General features: G+C 31.1%; 5 protein-coding genes. 1 reads left to right on the top strand and 4 read right to left on the bottom strand.

The genetic code is table 11. From position 1 onward, the window contains the following. Positions 1–147: 147 nt before the first annotated feature. On the top strand, positions 148–8,589 hold the full coding sequence (locus KM029_RS02390; protein WP_144075191.1) for a T9SS type A sorting domain-containing protein: 8,442 nt from the start codon (positions 148–150) through the stop codon (positions 8,587–8,589). Positions 8,590–8,666: 77 nt separating this feature from the next. Here the strand turns inward: KM029_RS02390 and KM029_RS02385 are convergent, their stop codons facing one another. The 4 genes from KM029_RS02385 to KM029_RS02370 form a co-directional block, all read right to left on the bottom strand. Beyond that, positions 8,667–11,405: a 4-alpha-glucanotransferase gene (locus tag KM029_RS02385; protein WP_144075190.1), complete on the bottom strand. Its 2,739-nt coding sequence runs from the start codon at positions 11,403–11,405 to the stop codon at positions 8,667–8,669. Positions 11,406–11,689: 284 nt separating this feature from the next. Beyond that, positions 11,690–13,138, bottom strand: coding sequence for a T9SS type A sorting domain-containing protein (locus tag KM029_RS02380; protein ID WP_144075188.1), 1,449 nt, complete (start codon positions 13,136–13,138; stop codon positions 11,690–11,692). A gap of 143 nt (positions 13,139–13,281) precedes the next feature. Then, positions 13,282–15,813: a copper-transporting P-type ATPase gene (locus KM029_RS02375; RefSeq protein WP_144075187.1), complete on the bottom strand. Its 2,532-nt coding sequence runs from the start codon at positions 15,811–15,813 to the stop codon at positions 13,282–13,284. Between the two features lie 115 nt (positions 15,814–15,928). Then, entirely contained in the window at positions 15,929–17,374 is a 1,446-nt protein-coding gene (locus KM029_RS02370) for a T9SS type A sorting domain-containing protein (protein ID WP_144075186.1), read from the bottom strand. Positions 17,375–17,502 lie beyond the last annotated feature (128 nt).

Below are 17,502 nucleotides of genomic sequence, written 5' to 3'. Positions count from 1 at the left end.
TTACTATCCACACATCGTTCTATAAAGACTTCAAATTGTTCAGTGAACGATTTCTATACCTGTTGAATAACCCAATAAACTATATTTAAAATCAAGAAAACTAAATTTCTATTCTCTATTTTTTGTGACTTAGAGCTTTAAAATGCTATGAAAACAATTTACTTACTTCTACTATTATTTTCTTCAATTAATTGCTTTTGCCAAACAACGTGGTACGCAATTCCAACTTCAACTCAACAAAATTGGTCAGAAGTTAGATGGACAACAGATCCTTCTGGACAAACTCAAGTTTTACCTGATGGGAAAACCTCCCCTGAAAGTGGTGATAACATTATCATATTAAAAGGGTCAAATATATTATTTGATGCTTCTGATTTAAGTTTAAACTCACTTTTACTTCAAAATGGAAGTTCTCTAGATTTGAATCAGAATATATCTCCGAACAAATTAACAATAACAACTACTTTAGAAGGAGAAGGTACGTTAAGTTTAGCTTCTGAAAATGTCCCAACAGACAATTTTAATCATAAATTTTATTCTACTAATGGTGGTACAATTGAATTATATGGAGATAATGATATTACTCTAAATAATAACGAAAGATTTAACAATCTAATAATCAACCTTTCTTCTGCTTCAGTTACACTTAGTAGTAATATTGAAGTCTATAATTCTATGAATGTTATTGAAGGAAATGTACAATTTGATTCTGATACAAATCATTCATTAAAAATTTCAGGGTTTCTCTTTATTGATACAAATGGAACTTGGAGAAATAAAGTACTTGACACATTCATTCATACAATAGAAATAGAAGGCGACATTGAGATTAAAGGGGAAATCGATGCTGATTTAGTACAATTATCGGCAACGAATAAAACTAAAGCTCAAAAAATTGAGATTAAAGCACCAACTTCAATTTATCAAATAAGTATCTCAAAAACAGCTACCTATAATATAATAGGCTTTCCAACCTATGAACTTCTTACAGTAAATACTTATACCGCATCTTATTTAACATTAGCTGCAGAAAATGGTCTCGGTTTTAATATTATAAGCGGTGCTTTAAAACTGGGTGAATTCACTAATTATGATTTTTCAAAAGATTCTGATAGTGATGATTTCATTATTCATTCTGATGAATTTTTATGGTTGTCAGATCGTAGTCAATTAACAATGACATCGGGAAATAGTCTAATAATTCAAGGGAAAATCATTATTAATGAAAATGCTCAATTAGATATATATCAAGGAACTAACGGTCCTAATGGAGGTATTGTGTTAAGTGACGCAGGTATAATTCAATTAGAAGACAATAGCCATGTTCTTGCTAAACATTTATGTGTCTCTGCATCCGAAGAAAATCAAACAGGAAGTTATATTCAAAACAATGGATTAGCAGAATTTTTTGGTGGCGGTAGTAATGATGTAGATCCATTTAGTTTACCATATGCTAACAATACGTTTACACTTACTGGCGGTAATTTAATCATAGAAAACAATGACAATTCTAATAGAGGCTTTTTACTTGGCACAGATGACGCTAAAAATACAGTAACTGGTGGTGATATCACTTTTAGATGTTCTGAAGAATCAAACTCTCCGTTTGTATTTACATCTTCAATTAAATTTAACAACCTTTTCATCAAGGGAGTTGACAATACAATTATTGAAAGTGGAGACCAAGTATTTAAAAGAAATGGTGGTTTGTCTGATACTATTATTTCCGCGAAAGACCTTATTGTTTTAAACGATTTAATTCTAGAAACTGCTCTTGACGCAGGTGCTAATGATATAATAATTGGTCGAAATCTAACCTTGCGAAAAAATGAAGTTCTAGTTGGTTACGATTGGCTAATTTTTGATGGTTCTGAAGATTCAGATTTTTATATAGATTACGAAGTTGAAGATATATCTTTTGAATCATTTAATGTTGAGTTATATAATTTTCGATTAGATAAAGATACTGATGAAGCAAAACTAACATTCTTAGCTGACCCATCATTTATTGAAGCTGAGGTAACAGAATTTGAACCTGAAGATGGCAATGAAAACAAATCAAATTTAATTGATTTTTCAGAGAATTTCGAGCTTCTTAAAGGTACATTAGATCATGGCAATTACTCTCTTCGTTTTATAGGAGAAAATAAAGATTTAATTAATTATGGAACACTTGGAGTTTATAACCCTTTTGGAACAGAAGGTACTACTAAATCTAAAGCTCAAATAAAATTTAAACCTGCGGAAATAAATCTCAAAACAATAGACAGTTCTATTTTTGGTAATGTTAAATTATTTGGAGAAAATACAACACTTACTTTAACTAGCGATGTAAAAATAGAAAGGGCAACTTACTTTTCTGGAACAATAGATCTCCAATCATACACGTTAACTATTGATCAGTTAAACTATTCTGAAAACTTAACAGCAGCAAATAATCATTTTCAAAAAAGTGTTGAAAGATTTGGTTCTAACACCCTAAATAATATTTATAATGACATTCCTAATATTACCAAGTATAATAATTTCTTTGTAACAAATGGGCAATCTTCTAACGCTGGTTTAAGATTACGAATTGATAAAAAAAGAACGAAATATTTCAATTATCAACACCCTAATACCACCAATTTAGATAGCACTGTTTTATTTCCAATGGCAATAAAAAACGGAGATAATTTTTATTACACTCCAGCTAGAGTAAATGTTAGTTTTACTGACTCCTATAATGAAAGTGAAGGATATATCAGTGTACGTCCTGTTTTAGAAGAGCTTCCGACATCTAATCAAGATGGTGACAAAATTACTAGGCTAAATTGGCGTATTGAGAGAGATGGATATATTGAAAATGAATTAGATAATTTACCTCAAGTAAATTGGTTTTTTGGTTTCTCAAATCACTTTACTAATGGAACAAATCCTTTCTCTGGAGACTCTTTTACTATTGACGCAACAAACAAAATAGACTTCGCAGACCTAATTACAGGCAAAATCTTAAATGAAGATTCTTTTATAAAAAATCAAGAACCTATTGTTAAATCAATCTATGAACGAAAAGGGTTCTTTTCATCTGATATCTATACTAACGCTCTAATTTCAAAAGAGTCATTATACGATTCATCAACACTTTCTAATGATAAAATAATTATTGCTTTTGATAAAGACTGGAGTAATAATGCTTCTTTATTTCCATTAGAAAACGCTCATTATTCAATTGGCACACAAAATCGTTTTCAGGGTAGTTTAGGAATTTATGTTTTCGAACAATCATATATTGATATAGAAGGTGATGCATTTGGAGGGTATTTAGGTGCAGATTCTGAACAAACGAATCCAGATGGCACCTCAGGCGATAGAATGTGGGCTACAAAAAACAATTGGTACATTCTTAATGAAGCAAGTAATGAACTAACCCCTCTAAATACTGGAGAGTTACCTGGTAAAAATGATGTGGTATATATTGGATCAAACTTAATTGAACAGAGAAGAACTAATAATGGTTTGGAAGATATTGACAATTGGACATTTAAACCTGTTATTAATACTACCGTAGAAGTAGCTGAAATCATTTTTGGTAGAGAAGAGAGCAAAGCAAGAATGAATAGTATTTGGATTATTGAAAATGGCAGTGTCACAACAGGGTCGATTAAAGGTCCTGGTGAAATAGAAATAGAAATTAGCGATTCACATAACTCTGAAGGGGTTATAAAAGGAGATTTAGGCGAATGGGCATCCTATCAAAATTCAATATATAAAGTCAAAAACAAAAGAGATATAAATAGCCTTAATTTAACTGATTACCTTAATAAAGTAACAATAGCAGATTTAGATCCTCTTGCAATACCACAATTAGAGAACATTACAGAATATCCAATTGTTGAATTACATTCTGGAGCTTTATATTTTGATTTTGATATAAAAGCATACAATATAGATATTTTCTATAGAGCTACATTAGCAATTAAAGCAGATACCGAATTTGGTAATATAGAGGCTTCAAACCATATACAGTTTAAGAATCATGGTAGAATTGTTTTTGATTACGAAGGAGATTTCCCAAAAACAGTAACGACTACTTCTTTAATAGCAGGCGATAGTAATAATGCTGATAAATACAATAGAATATTAGTAGATAACACGCCAACTACTTCACCTATTTCACATACTCTAGATATAAAAGAGAATATAATAATTTATGAGTGCAATACATTTAGTTTATATGGTGGTGATGACAATTCTGATTTTAATGATCGTCAATTTAGTAACGTCAAACTCGTTTTAACTGGAGATAAAAATGGAGAAATAGAATATTTTGAAAACATAGATGCAACACCACAAATTACTACTCTATCACTTTACTCTGTATACCTGAATAAAGCATTTGGGAGTAAATTTACTTTTAACATGCCAATAGAACTTTTATCTCCTGCAAATAAGAAATCTAACGAGAAACCAATTTATATTGAAAATGGAGAACTAATCCTTGATGACCCTAAGATTGTGATTGATATTAATAGCGGAGGAGAAGAATTTATTTTACCTGGTAATGCTACTTTGAGCGTTCAAAATGGATCGACAATAACTATGACGTCGACTACACCAATTACATCTGGAATGGCATTAGATGGAACATTAAATATTTACGGTGGGAAAGTCCTATTTAATCAAGGGGTCAACAATTATATTACTTATGGTAGTTCTAATAATCCTACAAATATCTTTATTGATAATGATGAAAAGGGAAATATTGCAGAACTAAAAGTTGGTGGGCAAATTATGAGAATGTCATCTAATGGAGTACTTCATTATGAACAAAAAGGAGGAATTGTAGAGATTGGTGAGCAAGGAGTTAATCAAGTAGATAAAGGTATTTTTGAAATTACAAACCTAGGTTCGATTACCTTAAATTTTACCCCTGACAACTCCAATAGTTTTACAATTTATCATGATGACAATTTAAATGATGTTTCAGCTTTGCTTCTCTCACCAGATTCAGCTACAACCTCATATTTTTCAAATGGAGTGGCTATAAATATAAAAAATGAAGGTAGTAACGCCTTATTGTTTGAAAGTAATTTAAACTTACCAGACTTTAATGTACTTTCTGGAAAAGTTAAAGCAAACAATGGTAGTTTAACTTTTAATAAAACACTTTCAATATTTGATGGAGCAACATTTGACCAAGGAGACTACGATGTTTATTTTAATGATAACCTTTTGAATTCTGGTACATACACAACAAACACTGGTGATATTTATTTTAATGGAAACACTGGTTCAAATCAGATAATAAATAGTATTGAGGACAACAAAATGGATGGCTTTTCTGCCAATAACTTAACTATTTCAGGAGCTTCTACCATTGTACTTGTAGAAGAACTTCTCGTTAATGGAGGACATTCTGAATTAAATATCAATAAATTAATTATTGAAGAAAATGCAACTCTATCATTAGTTGGTAATGGAACTGAAGATGTAATATTATATATCGCAGACTCCATAATAATTAATGGTGAAATATCTAATAATAATGGAACTGTATCATTGGTAGGAACAACAAAACAGTTTTTAAAATCAACTAGTGGAAGTACTATAAATTCTATTAATATAAATAACACAAATGGTGTAGAATTAATTAGTGATGATGGATTAAAAACAGATATTACATTTACTAAAAGAGTAATTCTCTCCAATGGAAATTTCTATATCAACAATCATCATTTAATTATTGGTCCTAATTGTAAGTATTATGATATTAACGGAAACAACGGTCTTAATAATACCGAATTTTCAGAAAATAATATGGTTGTTATTTCCGGAACGTACAACGCTAAAGGTGTTACAAAATACTTTCTTTCTGGCCAAGCTAATTTTATTCAACCAATTGGAATTGAAGGAAAATATACCCCTCTCCTTTTCAGTAACATTGCCATACCAAATGAAAGTAAAGAATTTGGGGTAAATATTAATTTACTTGACTTTATTTATAGTTCAGCATCTACAGGAAGTAATAATACCTTAGATTTCACATGGGTGTTGTCGGGAGTTGATATTGATGGAAATAAAAAACAAATACCAACTGACTTTCAAACCTCAGTAAAATTATATTATGATGAAAATGACATTTTGAATGCTGCTGATGAAAGTCAATTCCTAACTGCTGCTCACTTAAGCGAAGGACTTTGGTTTAAAGGGCTCACTTCGCATGTTGCTGAAAATAATAATTTTGTAAATCTTGCTTTTTCACAAAATGAATGGGCTACATTAAATAAAAATTATATTGATGGCTATTATTTTATAGGTGAATCTTCTTCTATAAACGAAAACACATCTTATTACAGAAGTAATACTACATTAGGTGATTGGAACAATGTAAATAGTTGGGAAAAGCATAGTAGCTCGACTTTAAGTAAAACAATTGGAGAATTTATTTATTACGAGTATAATTCAGGTTCCAAACCAGATCCAACTCTTGCAAATGGATGGATTCCTGCATCTGAATACCCTATTAATGGAGCTGAAGTTTATATAATGGATAATACCACTATTCAATTAAATGAACCTGTAAATTTATCTTTAATAAAGATTTTTGATGGAGGAACTTTTACTATTCTAGAAACAGGAAATAGTCCTATATCATCATTTGGAAATATCGAAGGAACAGGCATTGTAAAATATAAGTCTACGTACAATTCAATTGCTGATTGGGATAAATTTTTATCTGTATCAGCTGGTGTATTGTATTTCGAGATCGACGATAACAATGATGTCCAAATAAATCTGATTAATACTGGTGCAGTTAGAGGTATTCAATTTTTAGCCACCTCAGGATTTACGCCAAACTATATTTTAAACAACCCTTTAAATGTAGGAGACCTTGGAGTAATTATTGAAAAAGATGCCAAATTAACTCTTGAAGGAAATAAGCTCGTCACTTCTGGTGATATATCGGTAAAGAATGGAGGAGAATTTTATGTTGATGGAAATGTAATAATAGATGGTGATTTTAATGTTAACTTAGGTGGTAAATGGGAAGCTATAAAGAGTACTATGTTTCTAAAAGGTGATTTTAATTTAGACAATGGTGCTATTACTGTACCTCCATCTTCTTTTAGTCTTGCCTTTATAGGAGATTCACCACAAAATGTTAATGCAGAATTTTCTTTAGACAACCCTATTCAAACTATTATTATCAATAATTCTTATGCAAATGAGAAATCTAACAATATTGCTGCAGTTACTCTTTCTAATTCTAAAGAATTCCATGTAAGTGAATTTATAGATTTACAGGATGGACTATTAAATAGTAATGGAAACCTATATTTCCATAAAACTAAAGAAATACCTGTCCCAAATCCAAAAGATAGCTGGATAGTAGGGCAAACAAAGTTTGACTGGCTAGCACCAAATGGTATATTCTTTCCTATTGGTACAATTGGCGACTTTCACCCTGTTGGAATTGGCATACTTGAATATAAAGATTACGAACCTTCAGAAATCACGCATAAAAATAAACTGGGCGATGATGAAGATATTATTCAATGGACCATTGAATACATGCCCAATCAAAAAGAGTATGCGGCAATACCTTTAACTGCACCAATTGGTGTTGATGTTGTATTTGAAAATGGCTATTGGAAGATGAATCCTAGTAAATTAAATCAATCAGGGGCTTACGTAACTACTTCCCTATTATTTAAAAACTCTAGTGTTGATGGTGTATTTCAATCTGGTGAAAGTTCTTATTCTGATATCAGGTTATTATATAGTGAATCTGGTTCAACATCTACTTCTTGGAGTACAGTGCATGATGAAAGTCCACATCTAGTGACCAAAAGTATTGTTACTGGGCAAACAAATGGAATTTATGATTATACAACAATTAATGTAGTTCAAACAGATACAATATTGTTCTCTCAAGGTAAATCAAATAGACGAATGATGGCATCTAATACTAGAATAGGATCTCCAGAATATATTGTTGATACTGATAATAATGATTTCAGTTTTGGAAATGCTGCCTCAACAGATTTACCTGTAGAGCTTATTTATCTTGATATCAATTTATTAGAAAACAATACGGCACAATTAATTTGGAGGACAGCTACAGAAATTAATAATAATGGATTTATCATCGAGACCTCTACTGACAGAAGAACTTGGTCTGAACTAGGCTTTATTATAGGAAGTGGAAATAGTAATACTATACAAGAATATTCATTTATTGATGCACAAAACCATCAAGGAATTAGGTATTATAGAATAACACAAATTGATTATGATGATACTAGAATAACATATGGACCATTAAAAGTAGTTTTTAATGAAACTGACACATCCTCAATAAAAAAATTAACAATCTACCCTAACCCTTCACATAATCAGGACATTTTCATCTATCCAACTGGATTTGAGGAATTTAACATTATCCTCTTGAATAATAAAGGTGTTATTTTACAAGAATATTCAAATTTAAATAATAACGAAAAAACACTTTTTCAAATTAGCACTCAAAACATACCTTCAGGAATATATTTTATAAAATTGATTAGTCAACAAGATGTAATTATAAAAAAAGTAATAATTAAATAATTTATTTTCAAGTCCATCTAAAAGCAAAAAGTCCTTCATCGTAAATGATGAAGGACTTTCTATTTATATCAATACTACTAGTAAGAAGAATTTCTTCCAGAAGCAGTAATTAATCCATTTAACTTAGAATTAAAGCTTTTCAACTTCATCAGTTCTTCGCAAGATAAATGCATTCTGTATCTCCAATAATGGTGTTTGATTGCAGGAATATTGATACGTTCATCTTCAGCACTTTCTCTACGAACTTCTCCATCGATTGCTAATAAATCTTGTAATGGGAAAATTGTCCACATAGAATCTGCATACAAATGCTGTTGTAAAATTTGTTCTGCAATCCAAGGCTCACAATCTTGAGGAGCTTCACCCCAATTACCTAGAATTTCGTTATAGAAACGTTGAGTTTCACCACGGTCTTCTGTCCACCAACCTCTAACAGTTGACATATCGTGCGAAGATGGAGATGCAACAGACTCGTAAGGATAATTACCAGGATGACCAAATGAAATTGTTGGATCTTTTGGCATTCTTTGAATTTCTAGACTTAGAATTTCTAATTCTGTCATTATTCCTGGCACACAATCTGGAACCATTCCCAAGTCTTCTCCACAGATAAGCATATTTGTTGCTTCTTTAATAGCAGGAAGTTTTTCCATAGCCTGTGCAGACCATAAATCTTCTTGACGTTTAAAGAAATAATCAACATATAAATCCCAGAAATGGTATTTAGCAGCAGCATCAAGTTCATTAAATGTTCTTGATTTGTCCATTGTTACTCTTGGAGCATAATGCAAACCATCTGTATACCCTAAAGCTGGAATTAATAGTACTTCATTATGAAGACTATATAAGCTTTCTCTTATTGCTTCAAGTCTAGCAACATCAGCTCCTTTCTTAGCTAAAAGTTTTTCGAAGTGAGCTTGAATTTTTACTTGAGAATCAAACTTCTTTTTGAAATTGTAAGCCCCATCCCATTTTTGATCAAAATACTCGTGTTTAACAGCATCTGTATCATCACCAAACATCTGACCTAAGAAATGATCTCTAATATATGGCTTACAGAATCTATCAAAATCAAACGCTACTCCTCTATTTTCTAATTCAGAAACATGCAATGGTAAAGCAGGTCTAAATTGACCTAACAAACCTTGAACAGAATCAATAGGAATCTCCCAAATTCTAAAGAATCCTAAGATATGATCAATTCTAAACGTTTGGAAGTATTGTGAAAGATGAGTCATACGGCTTTTCCACCATCCATAATCATCTTTCTTCATTGTATCCCAATCGTAAGTTGGGAAACCCCAGTTTTGTCCATTAACAGCAAAATCATCTGGAGGAGCACCTGCTTGACCATTCATATTATATAAATGTGGAGCAGTCCATGCATCTGCAGAGAATCTGTAAATACCAATTGGAATATCTCCTTTTAATACAACTCCTTTAGATTGAGCATACTCAGATGCTTCTAATAATTGAGCATGTAAATGGTATTGAACAAAAACATAGAAATTTACATCATCTTTAACCTTAGAAGCTGCAGCAAATAATTTATTTACTTTTTTAGCATCATAAGTAGCAAAATCTTCAAATTTTGTAAAATCTGGAGTTTTATATTTATCTCTGAAATAACAGAAAGCTGCATATGGTAATAACCAGTCTTTCTGTTCTTTAATAAAAGCTTTAACTTTTGTACTCTTTAAGAAAGCAGCTTTTTTCTCAGACCAAATTTCTTTTAAATAGTCCATTTTTGCATTCATTACTGCTTCATAATCCACAGTATCAAGTGCATTTAACTTCTTCTTAAGTGTATTAAGCTTAGTCATCTTCTTCTTATCTTTTAACGAGCCTACCGCTTCAAGATTTATATAAAGAGGATGTAATGCATAAACAGATACAGACGCATAAGGATAAGAATCTACCCAAGTATATGTTGCCATAGTATCATTTACTGGAAGAATTTGAACAAGACGCATTCCAGTTTCTTTAGACCAGTCTACTAGACCTTTGATATCAAGAAACTCACCAACGCCTAAACCTTGTTCAGATCTTAAAGAAAATACAGGTAATGCAACACCCATACCTCTCCAGTTTTGCTTATCATATTCAAATCTATGATCAGAAAATTTCACCAATAAAGTTGGGTCATTTTCTTGAATATCATACATATGATCAAAACCGCCTTCTAATTCTACTAAACTCTTGTCTTTTGTAGAAACTAAAACATATTTATATTTTAATTTATGATGGCTTTTTTTGATTGAAGTAGTCACACTCCATATATCATTTTCTTTATCATATGCCATAGGAAGAGCACTATTAATATCCCACTCTCCTAATTCTTTTACAGAACCAACAACCTTAACAACATAGTCTGGGTTAATTCTAGGCACATTTACATTGAATGAAAAGTCTCCATCCTTTGCAGATAGTTTTGGTGCTTTAACTTTTGGTGCGTTCGTCTGAAGAATAACATCAAAAGCTGCAGTATCAAATGCGTTTTCAGTTTCATGGAAAGGGTTCCATGCATCTTGAAATGCAAGTGTTTTATATTTTTTAGAATCTAAAGAAACAACTCTCGGAGCTCCAGCCTCTTTATACTTAATACCGTTAGACTTATCTTTGAGTAAATAATTATAAGTAAATGATTTTGCTCTAGTTTTTGTTAAATCTACTTCAGCAATCCATATACCTCCTCCAAGGTAAGCCATCTCAACAGCTTCATTATCGTTTCCTTTACCTAAGGCAGGTAATGAACCAACAATACAAAGTTGTTGACCAAATTGAGTATTATAATGTATTTTGAAAGTCGCTTTCATTCAGACAATATTTTTTTATAATTCTTTTAATTTTCCCGAAGTCTATAATCTTCGAAATACTAAAATAGCATATTGTTTTAGGTATATAAAAGACTTTACTAATCTATTTTAAAAAAAATATTTCGCAACGGTTTGCGTTACGGGATGCATGATTAAAATCATTAAACTATTCATTAGAATAGTCTCATTATAAGTACTTTTAGTAATTTTACAGAAAAATATTAAGCGTAAAAAAGCCACTAAATACTTTTTGTATTTAGTGGCTTTTTCAATTTTAAAGACTTTTATTTTTTAATGACTTTAAACGATTTTTGATATTTCCCTACATTCACTTTTACTATATATAGCCCTCCATCTACTGTGTTTGGCATCATAAAAGAAGTCAAGAAGTTACCACTTGTAGATGTGGTCAGAAACTCACTTTTTAATTCATTTCCTTTAATATCAAATACTTGATAAGTAATTTTTTGATCTTCAGAAATCCCTTCAAAATAAACTTTACTTAACTCTCCGTTTTCTACAAAGGTCGGGTATACAGAAACATTTATTTCACCTTCATTTAAAGAAGTTAAGATGCCATAATACGCAACTGTTCCATCAAAATCGTACTGAGCCAATCTATAATATTTACTTTGTGATATATCTAAATATTCATAATCTAGTTTCACATCACTATTTCCTGCTGCAGCTAAAGAATTAATAACTTGCCAATTTCTTTTATCATCAGATACTTCTATATCAAATCTTTCGCTGTTTTGCTCCGAAGCAGTTGTCCACTCTAGTAGAAAACCGTTTAATGTTTTTGTTCCTGTGAAAGAGATTAAATTTACTGGGAGGTCTGGGGCGTCTGCTGGTGAATATGTATCATCATCATTATCATTCAATTTAGAACAAAAATTTTCACTACTACATACATAACCATAATTTTGTTCATTGGCATCACACAGATCAGCTGTACCATCACCGCCATAATCAATATAAATACCGCCATTTGATCCTACATCAGGAGCCAAATATAAGTTACAACTTAGAACAATACCATTATGAATCACAAAATAACCATTAATATTCCAGTCAGCTCCACCATAATTTGAATCTACACTTACATTACCTGTAACTTCTAATATACCTCCTTCAGATATATTTAATATACTACCAGTAATTTCTAAATTTCCATTATTAGTAAAATTAGCAGTAGAAGATACATTTATAATTTGACCACTAGGGAATGAAATTCCTGAATTTGCAATAAATTCACCTTGTATATCTAAAGTACTCGGATTCATTGTCCAACTTAGTTCTTCAGAAACTATTAATTTTGCTCCATTCTCTACGACAACCTTAGTATATTGATTATTATCTTCAATGGAATTAATAATAGCATTACCTCCAGAGGTAATTGTTATAGTACCAGGAGTTCCTCCTCCTTTCAAGTTAAAAAAGTTTAAATTTGAAGATATAGTTGTCAAATCAAACCCTATAGAAATACTTTTATAAGCACTTTCTTCCTCATATCCAAATTGGATAATATCAGTTCCTTGAGGGTAGTCATCGGGAAGATCACCAGAAACTCTAACCCAATTATCAGGTTCAGTCCAATCAGTTAGTTCGTCAAATATAATATTTGAAACAGGTTTATATGTTGTCTGAGCAAAAGAACCTATAGAGTAAAAAATCAATCCTATTAAGAGTATCCTCCAAAAAGAATTTGTATTGATTGTTAGAGCCTTCATTTAATTATTTAGCTGGTAATATTATTGCACTTAGATTATTTATTCTTGAAATATAAAAAGATTATCAACTTTTAACAATAAAAAAACTCTCTAATAACCATTTGATTATTAGAGAGTTTAATTTTATATACACTCAACATTGATCACAAGACAATCCTCTTTAATCTCATTGCATTTGTAATAACAGATACAGAACTAAAACTCATTGCTAATGTGGCTAACATTGGTGATAATAAAATACCGAAAAATGGAAATAAAACACCTGCTGCAATAGGAACTCCTAACACATTATAGAAAAATGCAAAAACTAAGTTTTCTTTAATGTTCTTCATTACTTTAGAACTTAGTTTAAAAGCCTTTAATAAATTCGATAAATCACCTTTTAATAAAGTAATTTCTGCACTTTCAATTGCTATATCTGTTCCATTACCCATAGCAATACCAATATCAGCTTTTGTTAACGCAGGTGCATCATTAATACCATCTCCAGCCATGGCCACTTTTAAGCCTTTTGATTGATATTTTTCAACAAATTTTAATTTGTCTTCAGGTAAACATTCGGCTTTAAAAGTAGTGATACCCACTTGTTTTGCTACATAAGCTGCAGTTTCTTGGTTATCACCAGTTAGCATTATCACCTCAATATTTTTTTCTTGAAGTGATTTTATAGCTTCTTTACTTTCTTTTTTTATTTGATCAGTTAAACCAATCGCACCTATAATTTTATTGTTTTCACTAACATATACTGTAGTTATATTTTGCTTAAATTCTTTTTGAACTTTCTTCAAAATCAATGACTCATCAGTATCACCCTCTAATATTTTTAAGTTACCAACTTTAATCTTTGCTTCATTAATTTCACCTTTAGAACCCTTACCTATTTCATAAGAGAAATTAGAAGAATCTATTAAGCTTATACCTTTATTTTTAGCCTCTAATACTATTGCCTTTGCAATCGGATGGTCACTACTTTTATCTAACGATGCCGCTAAATTCAAGATGTCATTTACAGAATAATTATCTGCTGATATGACTTGAAATACTGTTGGTTTCCCTTCTGTGATAGTCCCTGTTTTATCAATCATTAATACATTTACATCTCCTAAACCTTGAAGAGCTTCTGCATTTTTGATTAATATTCCATTCTGAGCACCTTTTCCTGTGCCTACCATAATAGACATTGGAGTTGCTAAACCTAAAGCACATGGACAAGCTATTAGAAGTACTGCAACAGCATTGACTAGAGCATAAGTTGCGGCATCCTCTCCATTATATAAAAACAACCACAATAAAAATGTAATAATAGATACACTGACCACAATAGGTACAAAATATTTAGCTATTTGATCTGCTAACTTTTGTATTGGAGCTCTTGATCGACTAGCATCATTCACCATTTCAATAATTTTCGACAATAAGGTCTCTTTTCCTACTTTGGTTGCTAGCATCATAAAACTACCATTGGTATTAATTGTACCGCTAGTTACTTTATCTCCCGTTTTTACTTCTGATGGAACCGGCTCACCTGTTATCATCGCAGTATCAATAGTACCATGTCCATCTATTAATACACCATCAACTACAACTTTTTCTCCGGGTTTAATTCTAATTATATCATCTACTTTTATATGTTCAGCAGCCACTAGAAGTTCTTTTCCATCTTTTACAATTGTGGCTGTTGGTGGTGTCCAATTAAGCAAAGATTTAAGTGCGGAGTTTGTTTGTGAATGTGCTCTTAATTCCATTATCTGACCCACCATTACCAACAATAGGATTACACAAGTTGCCTCAAAATAGACATCTACTGCTCCGTTTTGCTTAAATTGATTTGGAAATGTACCAGGAAAGAATAAAGCAAAAGTGCTAAAGATGAAAGCCACTGTGGTACCTATTCCAATCAATGTCCACATATTAAAATTTCTTGATACAATTGATGACCAAGCTCTTTTCATAAAAATCCATCCAGTATAAAACACCATAGGAATTGTTAGAACAAATTCTATTGCATTCCAAGATGTTTGTGACATCAATCCTAGCATTTCATGATGCAATGGAGGGAATATATGCCCTGCCATTGCTATAAATGCAACTGGAAGCGTGAAAAACAAACTCAACCTAAAACGTTTCGTCATGTCTGTTAAAGCCTCATTTTCTTCTTCTTTATCTTGTTCAGTAAGTATCGGCTCTAAAGGCATTCCACAGATTGGACAATCTCCTGGTGCATCATATTCAATATCAGGATGCATTGGGCATGCATACTTAACTGGTGTTTTTGCTTCTGGAATTTTTTCTAAAGGCATACCACAAATAGAACAATCCCCCATTTCATCATGTAACAATTCACCTTCACATTGCATTGGACAATAGTATTTCCCTGCATTATCAGCTGTTACTTCTGGAATTTCGTATTCTATTTTAGGAATCTCATGTGTAATTTTATCAGCATAGTCTTTCGGGTCAACTTCCTTTGCAGAAAGCTGTTCTTTCACAGCATACCCTTTTTCACTAATTATTTTATTTATACATTTTTGACAAGCACCCTCTGTTACTACCCTCAGAATGTGCCTATCTTTAACTTCCCAATCTATAACTCTTGGATCTGCGTCCAATAAAGGCTGTACTTTAGCTTCGCAAGCTTTGCAACCTAACGTTGTATCTAAAACTAATTCTTTCATAATCCTATTGAATTGTTTGTTGATACAAATAACAACATTATAGTTGATTTTTAATGTATACTATTATTGGTGAAATGTATATTTTTATTGAATATATTGAAATGAGACCAACTTACTATTTTATTATAAAACGCATTGTTTTTACATCCTTGCCACATTTAACGGTGATAAAGTATAAACCTGTGCTTAAATCATTTTTGATATGATAAGATTGCAAAGAGTTACTTAATGATAAATCAAGAAATTGATTTTCCTCTACTATTTCTCCTTTCATATTAACAATTGAAATACTAGATTTTGCACTAGATGCAACACCTTCAAAATTAATATATAAATACTCTCCTCTACCTACAAAAGTTGGGTATACATTACTTTTAAATGCCGTTTTTTTATTATAGGTGAGTACCCCAAAATACTCAACTTTACCATCTAAATCATATTGAGCTAATCTGTAATAGTAACTAGGTTTGTTTATGTCTACAAATTCATATTCTACTGTAGCATTACTATTTCCTTGAGCAGATACAGAACCTATTACTGTCCAATCTTTTTTATTTGAAGAAACTTCTATATCAAATCGTTCACTATTTTGTTCAGAAGCTGTTACCCATTCCAATCTAACACTCTCTTTTTCTTCGATAAGGATAAATGATATTAAGTTAACAGGTAGATCTGGGATTGTTACTTTTTCGTAATCTTCATTATTTACAGCAGAACAAAATAATGCACTTTTACAGTTAGCTCCATCAATTCCTGCCCAACCTGGATTATCAGAATTTGCATTACAAATATCTGTTGTTCCCTCATCATAATCTATATATACACCACCAGTTGCAACATTAATATCATATACTAAATTTACATGGCAAATTAGATCTATACCATTGTGAATAATTAAAAAACCATCTATATCCCATGATGCATAATTACTCTCTCCTCCTATAGAATATTGTCCTTCTACTTCAAGTATTGCATCTTCTTGAACAACTAACATGACTCCAGTAGTATTAAAATCACCTTCAAATTTTACTACCGCATCAGAATAAATATTTAAATACTGTTCTTTCGTAAAATTCACTTTATTTAAAACAGAAAAACTTCCATAAATATCAAATTTCACAAAAGCTCTATCCATAAAAAGCTCTTCTGTAATTGTTAGAGATGAATTTTCTTCTACTGTAAGAGTAAACAAAGCTCCATTATCTATTAAGTTACTAATTACAACATTCGCATTATTTTTTATAGTCAAAACACTAGTAATATCACCTGAATAATCTCCTTCTGATATAGGTTGAAAATACAATGAAGTTGATATTTCGCTAAAATCGAAATCTATAATAATCGAATTTACTTCTAGATCAGCACCAAATTGAATAATGTCATAATCACCTGGATACGCATTCACATTCTGATTTGATTCATTTAACCAAGTATCTGCATGAGTCCAATTATCAGCAGTTAAAATAACTCCAGAATTAAGCCTAAATGTTGCTCCTTCTATGAAAATGCAATTGGTGAAAATTAAAATGATAGTACACAGTAGAGAAAAATTGTAGTTCATATTAAGTAAAGTTTAAGTATTTACTCAACATTAAAATAATCATTACATTTTCTAGCTACTTAACTTCATTCAATATTACTTTTTTAATACGTCATTATTACACATGAAAACCTATAAATATTGATTAT

The sequence above is a fragment of the Flammeovirga kamogawensis genome, assembly GCF_018736065.1.
Taxonomy (GTDB): Bacteria; Bacteroidota; Bacteroidia; order Cytophagales; family Flammeovirgaceae; genus Flammeovirga; species Flammeovirga kamogawensis.
The sequence above is the reverse complement of the archived record's forward strand: the minus strand, read 5'-3'. Positions and strand labels throughout refer to the sequence as shown.